The organism is Sphingobacterium endophyticum (assembly GCF_009733535.1).
Taxonomy (GTDB): domain Bacteria; phylum Bacteroidota; class Bacteroidia; order Sphingobacteriales; family Sphingobacteriaceae; genus Sphingobacterium; species Sphingobacterium endophyticum.
In genome coordinates, this window is sequence record NZ_SMMI01000003.1 from 163,486 (window position 1) to 186,221 (window position 22,736).

Annotated in this window: 15 protein-coding genes; 10 read left to right on the forward strand and 5 right to left on the reverse strand. The window is 37.2% G+C overall.

Features of this window, described 5'->3' with window-relative positions; translation table 11 throughout:
• Positions 1 to 146 precede the first annotated feature (146 nt).
• From E0Y80_RS03720 to E0Y80_RS03740, 5 genes are all read left to right on the forward strand, one after another.
• Entirely contained in the window at positions 147 to 2,489 is a 2,343-nt protein-coding gene (locus E0Y80_RS03720; protein WP_156306070.1) for a TonB-dependent receptor, read from the forward strand.
• 5 nt (positions 2,490 to 2,494) lie between these two features.
• Positions 2,495 to 2,962 (forward strand): thioredoxin family protein, encoded by a 468-nt coding sequence (locus E0Y80_RS03725; RefSeq protein ID WP_197091477.1) that lies wholly within the window; start codon positions 2,495 to 2,497, stop codon positions 2,960 to 2,962.
• Between the two features lie 75 nt (positions 2,963 to 3,037).
• Positions 3,038 to 3,619: an FKBP-type peptidyl-prolyl cis-trans isomerase gene (locus E0Y80_RS03730; protein WP_156306072.1), complete on the forward strand. Its 582-nt coding sequence runs from the start codon at positions 3,038 to 3,040 to the stop codon at positions 3,617 to 3,619.
• A 145-nt stretch (positions 3,620 to 3,764) separates the two neighbouring features.
• Positions 3,765 to 5,405 (forward strand): NAD+ synthase, encoded by a 1,641-nt coding sequence (locus E0Y80_RS03735; RefSeq protein WP_156306073.1) that lies wholly within the window; start codon positions 3,765 to 3,767, stop codon positions 5,403 to 5,405.
• A 49-nt stretch (positions 5,406 to 5,454) separates the two neighbouring features.
• Positions 5,455 to 6,012, forward strand: a complete 558-nt coding sequence (locus E0Y80_RS03740) for a DUF4136 domain-containing protein (protein WP_156306074.1) — start codon at positions 5,455 to 5,457, stop codon at positions 6,010 to 6,012.
• Between the two features lie 47 nt (positions 6,013 to 6,059).
• Here the strand turns inward: E0Y80_RS03740 and E0Y80_RS03745 are convergent, their stop codons facing one another.
• From E0Y80_RS03745 to E0Y80_RS03765, 5 genes are read right to left on the reverse strand one after another with little or no spacing between them, the layout of a single operon-like run.
• Positions 6,060 to 6,431 (reverse strand): DoxX family protein, encoded by a 372-nt coding sequence (locus tag E0Y80_RS03745; RefSeq protein ID WP_156306075.1) that lies wholly within the window; start codon positions 6,429 to 6,431, stop codon positions 6,060 to 6,062.
• A gap of 35 nt (positions 6,432 to 6,466) precedes the next feature.
• A complete protein-coding gene (locus tag E0Y80_RS03750) occupies positions 6,467 to 7,507 on the reverse strand; it encodes a GntR family transcriptional regulator (protein ID WP_156306076.1) in 1,041 nt (346 codons plus the stop codon).
• 42 nt (positions 7,508 to 7,549) lie between these two features.
• Positions 7,550 to 7,864, reverse strand: coding sequence for an L-rhamnose mutarotase (locus E0Y80_RS03755; RefSeq protein ID WP_156306077.1), 315 nt, complete (start codon positions 7,862 to 7,864; stop codon positions 7,550 to 7,552).
• An 11-nt stretch (positions 7,865 to 7,875) separates the two neighbouring features.
• Positions 7,876 to 10,731: an alpha-L-rhamnosidase gene (locus tag E0Y80_RS03760; protein WP_156306078.1), complete on the reverse strand. Its 2,856-nt coding sequence runs from the start codon at positions 10,729 to 10,731 to the stop codon at positions 7,876 to 7,878.
• Positions 10,732 to 10,735: 4 nt separating this feature from the next.
• Positions 10,736 to 12,469: an alpha-L-rhamnosidase-related protein gene (locus E0Y80_RS03765; protein WP_156306079.1), complete on the reverse strand. Its 1,734-nt coding sequence runs from the start codon at positions 12,467 to 12,469 to the stop codon at positions 10,736 to 10,738.
• 470 nt (positions 12,470 to 12,939) lie between these two features.
• Between E0Y80_RS03765 and E0Y80_RS03770 the strand changes: the two genes are divergently transcribed.
• The 5 genes from E0Y80_RS03770 to E0Y80_RS03790 are packed head-to-tail and all read left to right on the forward strand — an operon-like array spanning position 12,940 to position 22,736.
• Positions 12,940 to 16,215: a SusC/RagA family TonB-linked outer membrane protein gene (locus E0Y80_RS03770; protein ID WP_156306080.1), complete on the forward strand. Its 3,276-nt coding sequence runs from the start codon at positions 12,940 to 12,942 to the stop codon at positions 16,213 to 16,215.
• Between the two features lie 10 nt (positions 16,216 to 16,225).
• Positions 16,226 to 17,710 (forward strand): RagB/SusD family nutrient uptake outer membrane protein, encoded by a 1,485-nt coding sequence (locus tag E0Y80_RS03775; RefSeq protein WP_156306081.1) that lies wholly within the window; start codon positions 16,226 to 16,228, stop codon positions 17,708 to 17,710.
• Positions 17,711 to 17,752: 42 nt separating this feature from the next.
• A complete protein-coding gene (locus E0Y80_RS03780) occupies positions 17,753 to 20,431 on the forward strand; it encodes a c-type cytochrome (RefSeq protein ID WP_156306082.1) in 2,679 nt (892 codons plus the stop codon).
• A gap of 8 nt (positions 20,432 to 20,439) precedes the next feature.
• Positions 20,440 to 21,513 carry an aldose 1-epimerase family protein gene (locus E0Y80_RS03785; protein ID WP_156306083.1) on the forward strand — a complete coding sequence of 358 codons (1,074 nt, stop codon included), beginning with the start codon at positions 20,440 to 20,442 and terminating at the stop codon, positions 21,511 to 21,513.
• Between the two features lie 11 nt (positions 21,514 to 21,524).
• On the forward strand, positions 21,525 to 22,736 hold the full coding sequence (locus E0Y80_RS03790; RefSeq protein ID WP_156306084.1) for a hypothetical protein: 1,212 nt from the start codon (positions 21,525 to 21,527) through the stop codon (positions 22,734 to 22,736).

A 22,736-nucleotide genomic window follows, 5' to 3' on the forward strand; every position in this document is an offset into this window, starting at 1 on the left:
TTAAAAACAGGACACTTTCCTTGTAATTAAGCCAAATTGTCTCCATTTTTTGATGTATGCTGTAGCCATTAATATTGAGCTACAAATTGCTTGGTCATTCCACATAATGTGGTTTGGTTTCGCAATAATTTATCAGCTAATAAAATATGAAATTATTTCTACTCAGGAATTTCCTGATCATTATATGCCTCGCATTAGGCAACCAAATTCTCTATGCTCAAATTTCCGGTCGTGTGATCAACGACAAACAAGAACCCATTGCTAATGCTACCGTTCAATTAGAGGGGACAAAGATCGGGACATCAACAGATAGTCTGGGATTCTTTGAATTAGATCAGCAAACGCTGAAAAACACAGTTGTTTCTGTAAGGGCAGTTGGATATCAACATGCAAAGAAACAGATCACCTCAAACTCACAATCTAATGTCAATATTGTCCTTCATGAAGATAACCTCAATTTAAATGAGGTTGTAGTAAGTGCTTCACGGTATGGTATGGAAAGAAAAAAGGCACCTGTTATTGTGAATGTATTGAGCCCAAAACTATTTACAGCTACACAATCAGTCGCCATGTCTGAAACTTTAAATTATCAACCTGGAGTCAGGGTAGAGAACAATTGTCAAAACTGTGGATTTACGCAAGTTCGTTTAAATGGCATGGAAGGAGCATATTCACAAATATTAATTAATAGTAGATCCGTATTTTCTGCTCTCAATAGCGTATATGGATTAGATCAAATCCCTACTTCGATGATCGACCGAATTGAAGTCGTTCGTTCAGGCGGATCGGCTCTATTTGGTGCAAATGCAATTGCTGGAACAATAAATATCATTACAAAAGACCCCGTTGAGAACGATTGGCAAATAAAATCTACGAACAGCATTATTGATGGCCAATCATGGGACAATACCATTGATTTTAACACCTCTTATGTAGACAATGACTTAAGAGCTGGAGCAACTTTTTATGGCATGCACCGCAATAGGCAGGCTTACGATGCAAATGGAGATGGGTTCTCAGAAATGACTAAATTGAAAAACATAACCTTTGGAACGAAAGCTTTCTATAAACCCTCAGAGTTCAACAAATTAACACTTGATCTGAGTGCCTTAAATGAATTCAGAAGAGGTGGTGACAATCTTGACAAGGCTCCTCACTTTACAGATGTAACTGAACAGCTTCGGACAAACACGTTTATTGGGGGATTAACTTACGATCATTATTCAAAAGATTATAAACATAAAATTTCAATTTATGGTTCTGGTCAACTCACAGATCGAGAAAGCTTTTATGGAGGATTAGGAGGTGGCAGAACTCCACAAGATAGTGTTCTTGCATCAAATGCATATGGTGATACAGATGATTTTGCCATGGTTGTTGGTGCTCAATATACCTATACTTTTGAAAAGGACGTTTTAACTGCTGGAATAGAATATAATAACAACCGAACTAAAGATAAAATTCCAGGATATGATCGTCTGATTGACCAAAAGACAAATGGTTTGGGTTCATATGCTCAATATGAATGGAACATTTTAGACAACTTTAAAACATTAGTGGGTGCGAGATATGACTATACTTATGTAGATGGCAGCTATAAATTAGCCGGATACGACCGGAATTCATCGCAAAATTTTGGAACATTCAGTCCTAGGTTGACGCTATTATATGACATTACAGATTATCTGCAATTTCGAGGGGGGTATGCTAGGGGCTTTCGTGCTCCGCAAGCATTTAATGAAGATATGCACGTAACATCTATAGGTGGACAACAGGTGTTTGTTCTAATTGGAGAAAATTTAAAAACCGAATATTCAAATGCCTATACAGGTTCCTTAAACTTTACAAAAAATTTTGGTTCTGTTCAGACTAGCCTATTGCTTGAAGGATTTTACACGGATCTTCAAAATCCTTTTACAAATATCATGACCTCACAAGATGAGAATTTGATCATCCAAGAAATGAGAAATGGTACAGGAGCAAAGGTTTATGGTTCAAATATTGAGCTAAATGTAGCTCCTTCATCCAAATATACTTTTCAAATGGGAGGAACCATTCAAAGGTCTGAATTTAATGATGAACAATTATTGTATGAAGGTTCAACAGCTGATCAGAATATAAGCAGCAAAAGTTTTGTCAGAACACCCAATACTTATGGTTATTTGAATGCTAATTGGAAACCTCTTGAACCATTGAGTATTGATATCACAGGTGTCTATACTGGAAGCATGATTGTCCCACATGTATTGGAAGGAAAGGAGATGATCTTAAAGAATTCTCCTGACTTCTTTGAGGCAAATTTCAGGCTAGGATACACCTTTTCTTTAAAGAAAGAATTCAGCATGGAGATATTTGGAGGTATGCAAAATGTTTTCAATGCCTTTCAGAAAGATTTCGACCGCGGAGCTTTAAGAGATTCAAATTACATCTATGGACCTTCACGACCTAGGACCATTACTTTTGGGATTAAAATTGGTCATTTTCACTAATGCGCTTGTTACAAATCATAATAATTACTGTTCTTTTGACAACAGGTTTAGTCCACTCTCAAGAGAAGGTTAAACCTAGCGTCAATTGGATCAGTTTTGAGCAGCTGGAAGATTCTTTACAAACCAATCCCAAACCTGTGCTCTTATTCTTTCATACGGACTGGTGTTCTTATTGCAAAAAGATGTTGAGTGAAACATTTACTGCCCCTGAAGTCATTGAAAAGCTTAATTCTCATTATTACGCTGTAGAATTTGATGCAGAATCAATAGACAGCATCCAATTTGATGGTCAACTTTTCAAAAATGATTTTACTATCAAAAGGACTGGAAAATACCATGAATTAGCAAAAATTTTAATGGGTTCTGAAAATAGGGCAATTTTCCCTACGACTATGCTACTTAATGAAGATTTTTCAGTAAAAACGAAAAAAATTAATTATCTAAGTATTAAGCAAATATTAAATATTTTATAAATTTATCACCGCTACTGTAGCGAACATCATTTGATTATCGTTTTCAGGAGCATTAAATAAGATACTTAAACAAATATGAAAAACTTTAAATTACTCTTAGTTGCTTTTTTAGCTGTGATTACTGTATCCTCATGTATGAAAAATGAAGATAATAGTGGAATTGATTATGAAAAAGAACAACAAAGAATTGATTCTACCTTGAAAGCACAGGCAGCTCCTTTAGCAGAATATGCTGCTGAGAATTTTGGCCCTACTGCAAAAAAAGACAGTGCAACTGGAATATGGTACGAAGTACTTCCATCAACGGTTGATAGTACTTTTGAATATGTTTCTTACGGAAACTCATGGGTACCTGTAGTAGCTAATGTTAAATATAAAGGTCAATTAATGGATGGAAAAGTTTTTGATGAAAAAACTACAGCAACTCAAATGGCCATTAATAATGTAATTCCAGCATGGTTGTATATTTTTTATCCAAAAAACAGTACACCTAATAGTTTCTCAGGAATTTTACCAGATGGATTATTAAAAGGTAACAAAGTTAGATTTATCGCTCCATCACCTTATTGTTATGATAATAAATCTAATGAAACTATTCCAGCGAATTCTCCATTAGTATTTACAATTGAGGTAACTGAAATTAAAAATCAAAACTAGTCTCAAAACAATTAAAAATATCGAAAAAGGCAATCCTAGGGTTGCCTTTTTTGTTATTAAAACCTAATTTATTGATGATTGTTTCTATCTTGAATTAGTTAAATAGAAAAATTTTATTGCTATTTTTACATTAAATGTCAAGCATATGAAGATAGCTTTATCACAGCTCAACTACCATATAGGAAATTTCGAACAGAACAATCAAAAAATTATTGATAGTATACAAAAAGCAAAAACAGCAGGTGCAGAACTAATTGTATTTGCTGAACTTGCTATAGGAGGCTATCCCGCCAAGGACTTACTACGGAATGATGCTTTTTTAAAACATTGCTATAATAGCATTGAGGAAATTGCAAAGCACTGTACTGACATTTCATGCATCATTGGTGCTCCAATTCCAAATCAGGATGGCGAAGGAAAATCATTGTACAATGCCGCTGTAATGATTGAAAATGGTGAGATTTCTAAAATCACTAAGAAAAGCCTACTACCTGATTACGATGTTTTTGATGAATATCGTTATTTTGAACCTAATGCTCATGTTACCTGTATTAATTTTAACAATAAGACTATAGCCTTAACAATATGCGAAGACCTCTGGGATGATGATGGACCAAATTCTTATGTTGGCGATATTATGCTGGAGTTGGCAAAAGAAAATCCTGATCTAATTATTAACATTGCCGCTTCTCCATTTTCATATACACATTTCGAAAGTAGAAAAAACGTATTGAAGCGCAATGTCATTAAGGCGAATGCGCCTTTGATTTATGTGAACCAAGTTGGAGCACAAACTGACATCATATTTGATGGTCGTTCCTTGGCTCTAAATAAAAAAGCTGAAGTGATCCTTGAATTAAAATCTTTTGAAGAGGATTTACAATATGTTGAATTAAATAACAATGACCTACAGGCAGAATCTTCCTATACGGAGAAAAAAAACGCTGAAATTGCTTTGATACATGACGCGCTGATTCTTGGTTTGAAGGACTATTTCCATAAATCAGGATTTAAGACAGCAGTATTGGGCTTGTCTGGAGGATTGGATTCAGCATTGGTTGCTGCCCTAGCTTGTGAAGCATTAGGCTCTGAGAATGTACTTTCCATATTAATGCCATCTGTTTATTCATCGGACCATTCATTGAAGGATGCATTGGATTTGGTAGAAAACACAGGATGTCAGCATAAAATCATCCCTATAAAAGATATTGCAGCAGCATTCGAAGAAACATTGGAAGAAACATTTATAGGGAGGGAAAAAGACACCACAGAAGAGAATATTCAGGCAAGGACGAGAGGAACTCTATTGATGGCAATCTCAAATAAATTTGGAAACATCCTATTAAATACCTCAAACAAATCTGAGGCAGCAGTAGGCTACGGGACATTATATGGGGATATGGCAGGTTCATTAAGTGTCATCGGAGATGTATATAAAACGCAAGCCTTTGAACTCGCAAAATATATCAACAGAGATCGTGAAATCATTCCTATCAATACTATTGTCAAACCCCCTTCTGCTGAATTAAGACCAGACCAAAAAGATTCTGATTCTTTACCAGACTATGAAATTTTGGATTCCGTTCTCTTCCAGCTGATTGAAATGGAAAAATCGAAAGATGATGTGATTCATTTAGGCTTTGATGAACCGCTGGTTAACAGGGTGTACAAACTACTTTGCAATGCGGAATTCAAGCGATTCCAAGCCCCTCCTATTCTGCGTGTTAGCCCAAAAGCCTTTGGTCCTGGCAGGTCAATGCCACTTGTAGCAAAATATTCATTTTAACATTAAACTTTTTGATGATATATACGTCTAATAAAATAAATTGAGATTTATGAAAAAGTTATGGTCGATTATGCTGTTGGGAGCTATCCTAGTTTTGGGTTCCTGCAGTTCCTATAAATATAACACTACCAGAGTCCAAACACTTGATTTTTCGAAATATAAAACCTATGGTTGGTTACCACCTGTAGATTCTCTTTCTAAGAATTATTTTACAAATGATATTGCTAGAGAGAATATTCTTTCTTCAGCAAACCATCAATTGGAAGCACGTGGTTTAAGATATAGTAAAGAAAATCCAGATGTATTATTCCGTTATATTACTATTGTTAACAACAAAAGTAAAATGGTATATGGAAATACTGGCTGGGGATTTGGTGGCCCATGGGGCTTCAGTCCTTGGTGGGGATATGGTTGGGGTGGCAGGTCATACCCAATCGGAAAAGAAAAAGTGCGCTATTCTCATTTAATTATTGAAGCAGTAGACCGCAGCTCCAATTCAGTAGTTTGGCAAGCTAGAGGTTCTGGTGAAATCACCTCTCCTGAGAGAGCTATCAATAACCTTCCTAAGGTTGTGGAAGGTATTTTCAAAGAATATCCAGTTAAGTAGGGAAACAGATATTAAAAAAAAGCGAACATGATGTTCGCTTTTTTATGCTATTTAATCATTGGAAGATATTTTTTCCAATGATCAGCAATAATCCATACATCAATTAATCCTAAAACCAGAGCCATAGGCGTTCCAGAAGGATCTAATGTAGAATGGTGTAAAATAATTCCTATTAAAATAGGTAATAGAATTATTGCTCCTAACGCTCTTGTCTTCGGGAATACTATCAGTAAACCTCCTATTATTTCCATACTGCCTACCAATGGAGTAATCCATTTTAATTTCATAAGCGCTTCGTTAATGGCCATTTGTGCATCAGTAAATTCTGGAACTGGAATAATTTTGATGAATTTTGCCGTTCCAAAGAAAATAAAGGCCAGACCAAAGAGGATAAAAATAATGTTCTTAACAATTTTCATTATGTAATAATTAGGGATGTAGATTATTAATTATTTCAAACAGACTGTCTTTGATTTAAATAAAAAGGCACTTCAACATGATCTTTTGATTTATTTTTTATCAACTCAGCAGCCATTTTACCCATCATCTCAAAGTCTGTTGAAATTGTAGTAATGCCATTTAGGATAAATTTTTTTAATGGTGTTTCATTATAGGAGATTACCCCTACATCCTGACCAATTTTCAAGTTCTTTTTGATGATTTTATCTAAAAGCTTTACTAAATCATCTTCTGCAATATTTATATAGCAAGTACCTAATTCTATCTTTTCCTTTTCCAATTCGCTCACAAGCGAATGGTTAAATGCGAATTGCTGAGCGAATTTGTAAAACCCTTTAATAATTGCTTTAGGATAGTCGCTATTATCTGGAAAAATAAGATTTAAGGTGTGGTACTTACTTAAAGAAGGTAATGCTTCTTCTAAAGCTCCATAAATATCCTTTTCATAATTTTCATAAACGGCTGCAAAATCGCCTTGAATATCATCAATATATTTTCCTAACAAGACTAATTTTTCCCTTGGAATCAGTTTATTGATAATTTCAGGAGCCTGATCTCTACCTTCTTTAAAATGTGGGAATAGAACATAATAATCATAGGTCTTTGTGAGACCTCCAAGTAAGGTTCTTAAATAGGTTATATCTGAATTATAAACAAAAAGGTCAAGTGCGGCATCATCTTCTAGTTCGCGAGCAAAAGAGTCATAAACGATTTTCTTATGTGCACTTAATTTATTGAGAAGCATCGCAATCTTTTGTCTTTGCTTAACATCAGTTGTTGCAATATAATATCCTTTACCGGGTATGGATGCAATTACTTCAGCATTCTTGAGAAATTTATAAGCCTTCTCAACCGTATCCCTCGAAATATCTACATAAACTGAAAGCTCATTGATGGATGGTAACATATCATCCTTCTCCAATGTTCCATATTTGACAGCATCAATGATTGCACTTGCTAATTGTTTATACTTAGGAGTAGCAGAAAAGTCACTAATCTGAATAGTTTTCAAGAAATCAGTTACCTTGTTAGTCATAAATTAGTTAGAATTACAATATAGGTTTCTTTTGTATCTAACCTAAGGTAAGTAAAATACTTGTTTTAATGGTGAAGATTTTGGTGAATTATCAGTATTTGTCTCCATCAGATCTTTCATATAATCCCACCATTCTTTCATAATTGGGTCCAGCTTCAACCTCTCTTCATTAAAATTCATATCTAATTTTTGAACCGCAAACAAGTCTAATGTATCAGAATCCAAAAAAATAGCATAATCTGAAATTCCATTTTCTTTGAGCAGTTTAGATAATTTCGGCCAAATCTCCTGATGTCTGCGTAGGTATTCTTCCTCGTTTCCAGCAAGTAATTTCATTTTAAATGCAACCTGTTTCATTTGTAAAATGTCTAATAAGTTGTTTTGATGATATATTTTCCTGAACCTAATTCCAACATCACCTGTGACTCCAATCGCTTAACGGATAAGACAAGGTCATTTTTGTCAATTGGTTCTCCATTGATACGGATTGAATCTGTATGATCAGTTTTAATATAACAGAAAGCCTTCACATTCACAGGAATCTCAATTTCTTGCGTAAGATCCTTTTCCGATTTTACCCAAGAACTTTTAATATTTCCAGCTAAAGAACGAAAAGATCCTGATACGTTATTGATGCCAAAATCACCTATTTCCGGCTGAATATATATTTGTTGATAACCGTTTTCTTTGGCTTTGATTCCCAACATATTTTCAAAAATCCATTCATTCACCGAACCAAAAGCATAATGGGAGAAAGAATTCATCGCAGCATTATGTACAAATCCCTTGTCTTTGGTAAAACTATCCCAACGCTCCCAAATTGAAGTTGCCCCATTTACTACCTCATAGCCCAATGAAGGATATTCAGTACTCTGCAATAATTGATAGGCTTTATCTGACGAGCCTGTTGAGGTTAAGGCTGGTAATAATGGTTTAAACCCTAGAAAACCAGTGGATAATTTATTTCCATTATCTTCTAATAATTTTCTCAAAAATTCCCCTGCAATTTTCTCATCGGCTTGGTCCAATATACCGGAATAGATTGCATTGGCATAGGCTGTTTGGGTATGACCAGAAAATCCATTTTGGCCTTCCACATAACCAGCGCCATCCCCATAAAAAGCTGCATTAGTTTTTAACTTACCATTAATATCCATATAATGCTTTTTAAAGCCGTTTTTTACTGCAAACAATTCCTTTTCATAATCATTGGCCAACTGCATATCACCAATGGCTCTACACATTTCCGCCATGAGCTTATTACAATAAAAATAATAGGTCGTAGCCAATAAATCCGGGCTCGTTTTTTCACCAACAGATAACCAATCACCGAATCCTCCTTTTGGATTTACATCTTCAAAGGAACCCTCCAACAGCACATTACCCTTTGTTCTCGATTTTAGAAAGGCCATAAACTTGTTCATGAAAGGCAATGATTCCTTAACGATTCTTTGATCATTATATGCTTTAAAGATTTCATAGGTACAAATGATACCTGCTTCAGACCATCCAGGAGAAAATGAATCGGATGCTCGAATAGCTGCAATCCCATCTTGGTTGACAGGCATTGGGGAGTAAATCGGATAGGCTCCATTCGGCCATTGAGAATCATTCAGATCCTTTATCCATTTCTTGTGAAATGGCGCAACATCTGCATTAAAGATTGCAGAGCGCATATATACTTGAGCATCACCTGTCCATCCAAGCCGTTCATCTCGTTGAGGGCAATCTGTTGGAATATCCAAATAATTTGCCCTTTGGGTCCAAATAATATTGCTGTACAGTTGATTCAACATACTGTTGTCGGACTCAAAATGTCCTACGGGATCTAAATCAGAACTCAATACCAGTCCTGTTAGAAAATCAAGTTTAGGCTCTTCTTTCAAGCCAGAAATTTCAACAAATTGAAACCCATGGAAAGTAAAACTCGGGCTCCAGTTCATAGTTCCGCCTTCCCCAAATATATACGTATCGGTTGCCCTTGCTTTCCTTAAATTATCTGTCATTAGTGTTCCATCTGGAAAAAGCATTTCTCCATAACGAAAAACCAATGAATCACCAGTTTTACCTTGATGTTTCAAACGAATATTGCCAGCAAAGTTCTGCCCGAAATCAACAATATATTTCCCCGCTGCAATTTTCTTAATTGATTTAGCTGAAATTTCTTGTACAATACGAACAGGATTTCCGGGATAGAGCTCCAAAGATTGACCTTCCTTATTAACAAATTCTTTTATGTTTCCCCAGGATGTATCATTGAAACCCACCTTATTCCAATCCTTGGGTTCTTTTCTAGCATCATGTTTCTCACCTTCAAGAAAGTCAGATTCCATAATGGCTCCTGTACTTGTTTTCCAGGAGGAATCCGTATTGATGATTTCGGTTGTTCCGTCTGCAAATTCAACATCGACTTGTGCCTTAAGCATTGGAAACTTACCGTAGAATTGGTTTACTTGAGGTGAACCGACCAAAAGCGCATACCCTAAATACCCCGAATACCAACCACTTGATAAAATTGCGCCAAATACGTTCCCCCCTGATTTTAATTTATCTGTAACATCATACACATTATAATAGACCCGCTTATTGTAATCCGTCCAGCCAGAAGCGAAATAATCAGCCCCTATTTTCTCGCCATTTATATAAAAATTATGAAGTCCTAATGAACTAATATACAATCGCGCTCTTTTTATTTTTTTGTTGATTGTAGTCACTTTCCTTAAATAGGGTGATGGTGGCAAATGATACTCCCCCTTTTTAGCTAGGTGGTTTAGGTCTATACCTATCCATTTTGCTGACCAATCGTTTTGATTGGGTTTAGCCAGTTCCCAATATTGAATTTCAGACCATTTACCAATATTGTCATGTTCGTCCCAAGCCCTGACTTTCCAGAAAACCCTTTGACCAGATAAAAGTAATTTACCTGAATATTCAATTTGATTAGTCTGATTTCCGGAAACCTTTTTACTATCCCAAAGATCGCCATGATCCTTATTTAATAAGTCTTTTGAAGAGGCTACCAAAATTTGGTAGGCGGATTGAAATTTATTAAATCCTTTCCCGTCCAATTCCCAACTTAACCTAGGTTTGCTCTCTTCTACAAAGGGATTGACCTTATATTCGGTTCTTAAATATTGCGGATAGATATTCGCGTATAATGAACTAAGCGAAATCATAAAAACAACACTTAGCAATAATCTTCCTATAAATAATCTGCTTCCCATCCTATTATCTGATAATCTTTATTTCTTGGGGTGCTTCAATTTCAGAAATCACTTTTCCAGATTCATCCTTTGTATGCTTAACTTTTATTACTCCATATTTTGTTGGGAAAGTACCTTCAGCAAATGTCAGGTCTCCAAGGTTAGGCTTTACGATATATGCCTTCCCTCCAGGTTCAGCAACTTTGATTCCCAAAACATGCTCTGATAACCATGAAGTTGGACCTGATGCCCATCCATGGGCAAAACTATGTCGATGACCAACATAGCAGTACGCTCCAAAATCTCCATGAATATCAACTTTTCCTGCAGGAACCAATTCATCGATACGACTGGCATTTGGCAGCCATTCTATATTGAAATCTTCCCAAAATGTGGTTGCTCCTAAATCTAACATAGCACCCCAATATTCTGAGATGATCTGCATGGCCTCCTTATATTTCCCAGCTTTGGCCATTGCTTCAAGCATATAATATCCATAAAAGGTTGAAAAGTTCTTTGCACCCCCTACTTTTAATACATCATTATATGCTTTTTGTTTATCCATTAATCCCACTAAAGACATCAGTGCAGCCGCCTGTTTTGAATGATTGTGATTTGGTTTTATTTTTCTCATTTTCACCAATTCATTTTCACAAAGTTTTTTTGTTTCCGGATCATTTAAAAATGTGGAAATCTGGGCAGCTTTCTCTAGACCTAATATAGTCATGGCCTGTAAGCCGGCATGTACCGCAATGCTATCTTCGCTAGATGGCCAGTCTAAGAATCGTGTGCCGTCCATATTTTCTTTTCCATTCTTGACCTTGCTGATAATCTGTTTCACCAAGCCTTGAAGATAAGGTTGTTGTTCCTTTAAATAATTCAAATCTCCATGAGCCATATACCAATCGTAATGCAATACAATCCACCACATGGAATAAGTACTTATACCACACATCCAACCCGGTAAAGGCGTTGACTCACGAGCCAAATCCAAGCTTTTTGGAACAACCTCATTGTATCCAAACACCGTATTTACCGTTGCTACTTCAGGATGTAAATCACCAACCCAAACTAAACGGTCCCTCTTAATGGCGTCCCAAAGAAAATCTTGCATATTTAAATGAACGGTGTATGCACCAACCTCCCAGATTTTATTCAGCCGTTCGTCACTACTTTTAAAAGAGCCCAAATATGGAATATCCCGGTAAGTTGCTATTGCTCTCACTTCTCGTAAATGCAATTCAGCATCAGGATCCAAAAAATCTATTCTTGCAAACCTAAATCCGGATTCCCCGGTTTGATTTTTACCTAACCAAGGAAGCTGCAGATTCATATCCCGCATGGCATGATCATTTGTTGCCCCTTTAGCACCAATCTCCGACATGGCCTCCGAAACAGATTCCCCCAGCCTTATCCTAACGTTCTTAGGAATATTTCCTCCCGGCCACATACCTGTTACGATTTCCAAGGCTCCATTTAACTCCTTGCCAAAGTCCAATAAAACCGAGCTGGTCTTATTCCCACTATTTTTTAGAATACTTATATTCTCATTGGTCAGATTTGCCTGTCCATTCCCTGCAACTTTTAAGTTTTCAGAAGATTTTATATCACCCTCTTGCCAAATAATTCGAGTTGGATAGATATATTCTCGTGTGAGAGGACTAATATGTTTGGGTCCATCGCTCAATTTACGTTGAGCATATAAAGTCATACTGGATAATAAAATACTGAAAAGAATAAGAAGATAGCCGCGAGTCATGATCGGTTAGGTTATAATTTGAAAATATTTTTAAATATAAAAAAGCGTTTCGAAACCACTATCCTGTTCTTTCAGGTTGGCAAAAATTTGCAGAGGATATGGCTTATATAATGACCAAACCATTTCATTTGTTTTCCCGTAAAACTAAGTTCTCCACTATTTACAGGACGGTGCAGGATGCTCAACCTAAAGTCGATAGCTATATTTGATTCACGGCCTTTTTGAAAGGCAACCTAATTAATAAACTATAACCGGTAACTTACTTCAACCTATGTTACCTATAAACCAAAAGAAAAAGAAAGACATGTATTATTTAGAAGAAGGCTGATTTGTTATTGATAAATAACTATGAAAAACACCAATAAAAAACCGACAGTGTTCCCGCACCATCGGTAGATTATTAATGGTCTTTTAAACTAACCAAGAGGGTCGAAACTCTTTATTGTTTAACCAATTAATTATGCAAAGGTATGCAATATGACCAACTAAACAAAACCAACAACAGACGATTAATTGCGCCTACAACAACATTTAGAAAGGTTTTAGGGTTCACTTTCGGAACAGAACCCAAGAAAAGATTTCTGCAATTTTCGTTGATTTTTCCTGCGTTGATATTATCGCAGACAGGCTATTCCGAAGCCAAAAATTATTCAGACATGAATAGAGAAGCGCTCAACATTTCCATGGTAACGACTTTGGAGAATTCGCTTACAGCAGCTCCGAACCAAGAAAAAATCAAGGTTACCGGTACTGTAAGCAATTCCGAAGGATCCCCTATTGCCGGTGTTTCCGTCCGAGTAAAAGGAACGAATATCGCATCCGTTACTGATGCATCAGGAAATTATGAGATTGAGCTTAACAAAGGTCAAACATTGACCTTTAACAACATAGGTTATGCTTCCCAAGAAGTCGTAGTGAATGCCTCAGGTACTCAAAATGTTACATTATCGAGTAGTTCTGAAGACATTTCAGAAGTCGTAGTCGTAGGTTATGGTAGTCAGCAGAAAAAAGATGTGACCGGTTCGGTTGCTGCTGTATCCATGAAAAATGTAAGAGGACAAGCTATTGCCAGTCCAGACCAGGCGCTATCTGGTCAGATTGCTGGGGTCCAAGTAAGTACATCCAATGGTACTCCAGGTGGAGGTCCAAAAATCCAAATTAGAGGGATGAGTGCTATTGGTGCTGGAAGTCAACCTCTTTATGTAATTGATGGATTCCCGGTTCCTACCTCATCAAGTGAAAGAGGAAATCCCTTAGCTACACTAAATCCAAATGACATTGAGTCAATGACGGTTTTAAAAGATGCTTCTGCAACAGCAATTTATGGTTCTCGTGGATCTAATGGTGTTATCTTAATTAATACTAAAAGAGGTTCGGATGGCAAAATGAAAATCGATGTTGCTCTCAGCTCCGGTTTACAGCAAGTCCCTCAAAAAGGCAGACCTAACTTAATGAATGCTGCTGAATTTGCACAGTTCCGTAAGGAAGCAATTGAGGATAAAATTCGCTATGAAGAAAATAGAGAACCTACAATTAATGATATTCCTGAAGAATATAGAAATCCTGCAGCCTTAGGTGAAGGTGTGGATTGGTATGATGCAGTATTACAGGTAGCTCCTTTAACCGATGTAAACGTAAGTTTTAGCGGAGGTAACGAAAATGTAAGATCATTTGTTTCTGCAGGTTACTTGAATCAAGAAGGGGTTATGTTGAATTCAGGCTTCGATCGTTTTTCTATCCGTGCTAATGTGGAAGGTAATTTGGCAAATAAGTTAAAACTGGGAATGAACATCAACCCTACCCTTTCCTATTTAGAAGGAGGAATTAACGGTCAAGGACGTGATGAATTTTTTGAAATCACAACGCCAGTAGGTAAAATATATAATGATGATGGTTCTTTTGTTCCATACATTCAATCTCCAGGGACATTCGGTAATCCAAATCCGGTGATGTTCCTTGAACAGCGTAAGAATAAAAGCTCAAAATTAAAGCTCTTGATGAGCACATTTGCTGAATATAGTTTTATGACGAATCTAAAGTTCAAAACTACGTTCAATGTGGATTATGAAGATGAAAGTGGTGATACATTCAGGCCTTCAACCATCCCAAATCAAAATGCACCAGGTCTATCAATTCCTAGTGGAAGCACTTGGAGAGGCAGCTATTTAAACTGGGCAAATGAGAATACCTTAAACTATGATTACTCGTCTGACAATGGGCATACTATTTCAGCTTTGGCAGGTTACTCCATCCAAATGCAGAAAAATAGGAGTTCCAATTTCAATGGTAGTCAATTCCCGGATGATGATATCCAAACCTTAAATGCAGCAGCAAGAATTACAGGTGGTACAGGTATGCAGGATTGGGGATTAATCTCCTACTTAGCTAGGGTGAATTATTCATATCTAGATCGCTATATTTTAACCGCATCATATCGGGCTGATGGTTCATCTCGTTTTGGCAAAGACAATCGTTGGGGTTCTTTCCCTTCTGTAGCAGTGGGATGGCGTTTATCCGAAGAAGATTTCTTAAAGGATAAAGAATGGATCAATGAGTTGAAATTAAGAGCTTCTTATGGTCGAAGTGGTAACTTCAACATTGCAAACTATGCTTCATTAAGTGGAATCGGAACTGCAAACTATGTTTTTGGAGGAAAATTAGCCCCAGGACGTACAATGAACAGTTTAGGAAATAGCTACCTGGGTTGGGAACGAATGAAAGAATTAAACATTGGTTTAGACTTCACGACTTGGAATAACCGCTTGACTTTTACAGCGAACTACTATAAACGTAATACTTTAGATCTATTATTGAATACTCCAATACCAAATTCATCAGGATTTGGCTCTGTAACTGAAAACAGAGGTGATGTGGAAAATAAAGGGTTTGAGTTTACCGTTAGCTCGGCAAACATTGCTCGTGAAAATTTAACATGGAATACCGATTTCAACATTTCATTCAACAGAAATAAAGTAATTGCTTTAGGAAGAAGTACTGACCCAATTTATTCAGGAGCTAGTTCTGAAGGAAACTTCACAAACATTACAAGAATTGGTGAACCAGTAGGAATGATCATCGGTTATGTGGTAGAAGGAATTTACCAAAACCAAGCTGATTTGGATAAATATCCTGCATTCCCAGGTGCTATCCCAGGAAACCTAAGAATGAAAGATGTAAATGGAGATGGTCAAATTACACCTAATGATGACTTTGATGTGATTGGAAATCCATATCCTGATTTCACTTTGGGTATGACTAACACCGTAACCTATAAAGGATTTGATGCTCGTGTAAATCTTGTTGCTTCTATGGGACAAGAAATGTTGCATGCAACAAGATTCTATACAGACAATATCGATGGTGTATTTAATGTAAGAAAAGAGGTTGCTGATCGTTGGCGTTCAGAAGATAATCCGGGAAGTGGGAAAGTTCCTACAACTAATGGTACAGGAAGAGGTCGTGTGATGTACCGTGATACACATTCATTATTCATTGATAAAACTGATTATTTATGGATTAAGAATATCACTTTTGGATATACCATTCCAAAAAGTATAGGTGGTGTTGTAAATAACCTAAGAATTTATGCTAACCTTCAGAATCCATTTGTATTTACAGGTTATGAAGGTAATCCAGAAGGAACTAATTTAAACAGAGGCGATACCAGCCCTCTAGTACCGGGTATTGATTATTCAGCTTACCCAGTTCCAAGAATTTACTCATTAGGTTTGAACTTCAATTTTTAAGACGAGAATTATGAAATTAAAATATATTCTATTAGGTCTAGGGTTATTGAGCATGAGCTCTTGCAATAAATTATTGGATGTAAAACCCTATGACTTTTCCAGTGGAGATAATTATTACGAAAACGAAGGCCAAGTTCTTCGTGCCGTAAATGGTGTATATAGTAGATTGCAAGGATTATATACAAGTGATTTTTGGGCAATGACTGAAATGATTTCAGATAATACCAATTATCAATATGACGAGACCGACCGTGGTGCACAGCAACGAGAAGAAATTGATGAATTCTTGATCACCTCATCAAACAATTACGTCAATACTACATGGGTTAACTTATTCGGAATTATTCAACAAGCGAACGTTATTATTAGTAGAATTGATCAAGTTCCTTTCGCGGATGAAAAAATAAAGTTACAATACCTAGGAGAGGCCAAATTTATCAGAGCATTTTCTTATTTTCACTTAGTGCGATTATTTGGGGAGCTACCTTTACATTTGAAGGAGGTGGCAAATCCATCGGAAGCATTTACGGATGGCAAGAAAGCAACTGTCGATGAGGTATATACCGCAATTATACAGGATGCAAAAGATGCTATAGCAAGTTTACCTCCAGATTATGACCCTGCCAATTTAGGGAGGGCGACTAAAGGTGCTGCCTATACTTTATTAGGTGATGTTTATTTAACGCGCAAGCAGTATGCCGAAGCAGTAACAAACTTCACAGAAGTAACTAAACTGGGATATTCATTGATGCCTGATTATGCGTCTTGTTTTAGCCCGACTTCAAAGAATAATGATGAATCCGTATTTGAAATTCAGTACGACCAATCTGTGGAAGGAGAGAATAGTAACTTCATCTACATGTTTGGTCCTCGAAATGCGAAAATGAAATTGGTTGGATTCTCAGGAAATCTGGGTGGAAGTAATATTCCAACTCCAAGCATTTATGATGCATATGAGGCAGGCGACAATAGAAGAGATAAATCTATTGAACTTTTTACCGATCCATCTAACTCGAGTTTTCAAGAGTCGATAGCATTCGGAGGTAAGATTCCATTTATCAAGAAGTTCTATCATTCGCCTTATCCTGAAGATGGAAGATCAAATGAAAATTGGCCGGTATATCGATACGGACACGTGTTATTGCTATTGGCAGAAGCACAAAACGAAGCAGGATCTGGAGATCCTTATGCTAACCTAAACCTGGTAAGAAAACGTGCAGGCTTAAAACCTCTATCAGGACTTTCTAAAGATGCTTTACGTGAAGCAATCGCCAAAGAGCAACGTGTTGAAGTTGCATTTGAAGATCATCGTTGGTATCAGCTGTTGAGAACCGGAAAAGCAATCGAAGTTATGACTGCTCATGGTGCTGCAGAAAAGAAACGTCTGTCAAGGTTGAGTGCAGCTTCTTACAATATTCAATCGTTCAAACTATTGTTCCCGATCCCTCAAAGAGAGATTCAGATCAATGGAATTGAACAAAATCCAGGTTGGTAAAACCATATAAGCTGTTATTTACTAATACAACATAATAACCAAATGATAAAAACTAAAAGAGCACAATTGTATTTGTTTTCCATGCTTTTACTGTTCATGGCAGGAGCATGTAAGCAAGAGAAGGAAAAAGAAGAAGTCAAAGTCCCAAATCCCAAAACAGATAAGATTGTATTACCTGAAGGATTTGTGATAGAACATATCTATAGCCCTTCTGATGACAAAAAAGGATCTTGGGTATCCATGACTTTTGATGACAAAGGTCGTATGATCACGTCAGATCAATTTGGTGGTCTATTTCGAGTAGAATTGCCTCCAATGGGTTCTGATTCCACGGTAAAACCAAAGATTGAAGCCTTGGATTTCCCTATTGAAAATCGTGATCCGAAGGACACAACTTCCAATAAAGTTGGGATGGGCTTTGCTCAAGGTTTATTATGGGCTAATAACAGCTTATATGTCATGATCAACCACCGTCCAAACGAAAACCTTTCCAAAGGATCGGGCCTTTACCGAATCCAGGATACCAATAACGATGATAAACTAGATAAGATCACTCAACTTTTAGCCTTAAATGGTGAAGGTGAACACGGTCCTCATAGTATTGTTCAAGGTCCTGATTCTGCGATTTACATTATTGCTGGTAATTTCACCGAAATCCCTAAGATGGATAGCTATCGTTTGACTCCCAACAACAATGTTGACAATTTAATTCCATTGATTCTTGACACCCATGGTCACGATTCTGATTCGCATAACCATGGTGGATGGATCGCCAAAACAGATGCAGAAGGTAAATCCTGGGAGCTAATCGCTTCGGGTATGCGTAATGGATTTGATATCGCATTCAACAATGAAGGCGAATTGTTTACTTACGACTCTGATATGGAATGGGATTTCGGAATGCCATGGTACCGCCCTACTCGTATTCTTCATGTAACTAGTGGTGCTGAATTCGGATGGAGAAAAGGTGATGCAAAATGGGATGCAAGATTTTTAGATAATCTACCTGCCGTATTGAATATTGGTCAGGGTTCTCCGACCAACTTTATCAATCCTAACAAAGCTAAATTTCCTGATAAATACAGAAATAGCTTATTGGCGTTTGACTGGAGTTTCGGGATTATCTATGCAATCCAATTAAAACAAGATGGTGCAAGTTATAAAGCTAATGCGGAAGAATTTATTTCTGGTTCCCCATTACCTTTAACTGATGGTACAATTGGTCCCGATGGCTCATTGTATTTTCTGACCGGCGGAAGGCGTTTAGAATCTGATTTATACCGTGTGTACCATAAGGATCACGAGAAAATCAAAGCCGAAACAGCAAAATCTGAGCCATCTAAGGCCATTAAATTACGTCGTGAGATTGAACAATACCACCGTAAATCTGATGGTGCTGCAGAAAAAGTATGGGAATATTTAGGTCACGAAGACCGTCATATCCGTTATGCAGCGCGTGTTGCTTTAGAACACCAACCATTCGACTCTTGGAAAAACTTAGTCTTCGCAGAAAAGAATGTAGTACGTTTAACGGAAGCAATGGTAGCTGTCGCTCATGTGGCTGACCCATCTAACAAAACTCAAGTATTAAATAAGCTTGCAACCATTCCTGTTGATAAAATCACTCCAAAGATGTTGGAAAACTTATTGAGAGTTTACGAAATCGTGATTTCCAGAATGGGCAATATTGAAGGTGCGCCAGCAGCAGCAATTGCGCAACGTTTGGAACCTTTATATCCAGCTAAGACAAATTATCTAAACAGAGAATTAGCAAAAGTTTTGTTAGCACTCAATAGCGAACCTGCTGTAAAGAAAACATTAGATTTATTAGCTAACGCTAAGGACGACACGATTCAAACGACCTATATGAGCTCTTCAGATATGATCTTAAGAAACCCTCAATATGGCTTGGACATCGCTGATATGTTAGCAAATATCCCTCCTGCTCAACAGATATTCTTGGCAACAGCATTGAGTAATACAAGTGCTGGATGGACTCCAGAATACCGTGATGAGTATTTCAAATGGTTCTATAAAGGATTCGGTTATAAAGGTGGAAATAGTTATATCGGATTTATTGACAATGCACGTAAAATGGCATTAACCCATGTTCCAAAAGATCAATTTGCGATGTACAGCAAAATGTCTGGAGATTCATTAATTAATGAAAAAGGAACCAGACTTGCTGAAAATGTTGAAGGACCAAAAGGCCCTGGAAGAAATTGGGAAGTGGACACTGCATTGAAAGTAGTCGATGAAAACACAGGTGTTCGCAACTTTAAACGCGGAAGGGAACTATTCTTGGCCATGAAGTGTGCTTCTTGCCATACCATCAAAGGCGAAGGCGGTTCTGTAGGACCGGATTTAACCCAATTAGGAACTCGATTCTCAAAACGTGATATGCTTGAAGCGATTATTGAGCCTAGTAAAGTAATCTCTGACCAATATGAATCTAAAGTATTCAACATGAAAGATGGTACTTCTGTATTGGGTCGTTTAATGAGTGAAGATGAAAAGAATTATGTGATTTCTCAAAACCCTTACGCCCCACATGTTACAAAATCAATTGCGAAGAGTGATGTTAAATCCATGAATCGTTCTGAAGTATCAATCATGCCTCCAGGAACATTAAATGTAATGAGCCCTGATGAGGTGAAGGATATCATTGCCTACTTAATGTCTGGAGGTAATGAGAACAATGAAATTTATAAGAAAAAATAAAAGGGAAATTGGAAAGCTCAAATAAAGACTGGTTGGATAAAGTCTCCCACATCGCACAAGTTGGGGGAATAGAAACTTCTATTTTAGACAATGGAAGAGGTAAAGGAACCCGAATTGCATGGATCAACACTGGTGCTGGACTACGATTTAAAGTAGTCATAGATCGGGGTATGGACATTGCGGACGCTTCATTCAATCAGTTTAATTTGAGTTGGTTAAGTCGACTGGGCGTCACCTCTCCACAGCCTTTTTCTGATAAAGGGATTGATTGGCTGAGGACATTTGGTGGTGGTCTGTTAACAACTTGTGGAGTGACCCATGTGGGTGGTCCAGAAGAAGATGAATTCGGTAAAAGAGGATTACATGATCAATACAGTAATACTCCTGCTGAGCTTATCACTGTTAAACAACCAGACCTTCTTAATGGCGACTTAGAAATGTCTATTTCCGGAAAAATGTTTCAAGGCCATCCCCTAGGTGATAACATCGAAATAAAGCGCACTATACGATGTATTCTAGGCGATCCAAAAATTTACTTGGAGGATGAAGTTCAAAATATTGGTAACATCTATTCTTCCCATATGATTTTATACCATTTCAACTTTGGATGGCCTTTTATTGATAGCGGAACCAAACTCCTTTGGAAAGGGGCTTGGAAATCTCGCGAAACTGGCGAAGACAACAAAATATTTAAAGAAGGACAAGACTTTCGTACTTGTCAGGAACCAAGGGACGATCACAGCGGTTCTGGTGAAGAAGCAGTCCTAATTGATATTGAGGCAGACCAAGAGGGTAATGCGACCTGTGGAATCTACAATGAAAAATTAGGCTTTGCATTAAAATTAGACTTCGATAAGAAGCAATTGCCATGGTTAACCAATTGGCAACATTGGGGAAAGGGTGAATATGTCACCGGACTCGAGCCCGGAACCAACCCTCCCTTAGGACAGAAACTCATGCGTGAGCGTGGAGAATTAATTCAACTTAAACCCGGAGAAAAGAGAAAATATACCTTAGAAATAAGTATATTGAATAACTCGGACTCCATAACCGAATTTGTAAACAAGTATATAAACCTATAATAATTACGAGAATGGAAATCATTGAAAAGGCATTCGAACAAGGAAAAGGAATATTAAGACTAGCACCAAACTGGGTTCCTAGATCTTTTTGTGTACCTGGACGAAGAATAAAACTTCACCCAGACGACTATTATGTTTTAGGCGGTGAACGTGGTGGTATCGATGAAAGATGGTTTTCATCAACTACGCCTGCTAAAAACGGTCCTCTGACTGGTGACTTCGAAGGCCTAAGTTTTGTAGTATATGAAGAAAACGGTAAAACTGAACAAGTTTTACTAGCGGATTGCGTAGATCATTTAAAAGGAAAATTAATAGGTAATAGACTTTGGGATGAATATCAAAGTTGGCCAATGTATTCAAAATTCTTTGATAATATGGGGCCATTACCTCACCATATCCATCACAATGATGAAAAAGCTGCCTTAATTGAACAACAAGGAAAACCAGAAGCATATTATTTCCCACCTCAATTAAATAACCATGGAGGCGATTTCCCATATACATTCATGGGAATTGCACCAGGCACTTCTAAGGAAACAATCAAAGAATGCCTAGAAAACTTCGCAAAAGGAGATAATAAAATAACAAATTATTCTCAAGCATACCGCCTTGAACCAGGCACAGGATGGGATGTCCCTCCTGGCCTATTACATGCTCCAGGTAGTCTTTGTACTTACGAACCTCAAAAAGCGTCAGATGTATTTGCGATGTACCAATCCTTGGTCAATGAAGCTATTATCCCTGAAGAATTACTTTGGAAAGGTGTTCCCGAAAACATGAAAGGTGATTATGATGCACTTATGGACATCATAGATTGGGATCTAAACGTGGATCCCGACATGATGAAGAATAGGTTCATGGCTCCTCTACCTGTTAAGGAAGAAAAAGAAATGGAGGCTGCTGGATATTCTGAAAAATGGATTTGTTATAAATCTACCGCATTCAGTGCAAAAGAATTAACTGTTTTCCCAGGACAAACAGTCACCATTAAAGATGGAGCAGCATATGGATTGATCATGATGCAAGGATATGGTAAAATGAATGATTGGACTATTGAAACTCCTGCATTAATTCGTTACGGACAGTTGACGAATGATGAATTCTTTGTATCTGAAGAAGCTGCAAAAAGAGGTGTAACTATTCAAAATCATTCGCAAACAGATCCGATTGTCATGTTGAAACATTTTGGCCCTGACAATCCTGATTTAGAAGTAAAAGGTTAA

What these genes read in the sequence shown, in the direction of transcription:
- E0Y80_RS03720 (WP_156306070.1), top strand. Translation starts at nt 147, where the DNA reads ATGAAATTATTTCTACTCAGGAATTTCCTGATCATTATATGCCTCGCA.
- E0Y80_RS03730 (WP_156306072.1), top strand. Translation starts at nt 3,038, where the DNA reads ATGAAAAACTTTAAATTACTCTTAGTTGCTTTTTTAGCTGTGATTACT.
- E0Y80_RS03735 (WP_156306073.1), top strand. Translation starts at nt 3,765, where the DNA reads ATGAAGATAGCTTTATCACAGCTCAACTACCATATAGGAAATTTCGAA.
- E0Y80_RS03740 (WP_156306074.1), top strand. Translation starts at nt 5,455, where the DNA reads ATGAAAAAGTTATGGTCGATTATGCTGTTGGGAGCTATCCTAGTTTTG.
- E0Y80_RS03745 (WP_156306075.1), bottom strand. Translation starts at nt 6,431, where the DNA reads ATGAAAATTGTTAAGAACATTATTTTTATCCTCTTTGGTCTGGCCTTT.
- E0Y80_RS03750 (WP_156306076.1), bottom strand. Translation starts at nt 7,507, where the DNA reads ATGACTAACAAGGTAACTGATTTCTTGAAAACTATTCAGATTAGTGAC.
- E0Y80_RS03755 (WP_156306077.1), bottom strand. Translation starts at nt 7,864, where the DNA reads ATGAAACAGGTTGCATTTAAAATGAAATTACTTGCTGGAAACGAGGAA.
- E0Y80_RS03760 (WP_156306078.1), bottom strand. Translation starts at nt 10,731, where the DNA reads ATGGGAAGCAGATTATTTATAGGAAGATTATTGCTAAGTGTTGTTTTT.
- E0Y80_RS03765 (WP_156306079.1), bottom strand. Translation starts at nt 12,469, where the DNA reads ATGACTCGCGGCTATCTTCTTATTCTTTTCAGTATTTTATTATCCAGT.
- E0Y80_RS03770 (WP_156306080.1), top strand. Translation starts at nt 12,940, where the DNA reads ATGCAATATGACCAACTAAACAAAACCAACAACAGACGATTAATTGCG.
- E0Y80_RS03775 (WP_156306081.1), top strand. Translation starts at nt 16,226, where the DNA reads ATGAAATTAAAATATATTCTATTAGGTCTAGGGTTATTGAGCATGAGC.
- E0Y80_RS03780 (WP_156306082.1), top strand. Translation starts at nt 17,753, where the DNA reads ATGATAAAAACTAAAAGAGCACAATTGTATTTGTTTTCCATGCTTTTA.
- E0Y80_RS03790 (WP_156306084.1), top strand. Translation starts at nt 21,525, where the DNA reads ATGGAAATCATTGAAAAGGCATTCGAACAAGGAAAAGGAATATTAAGA.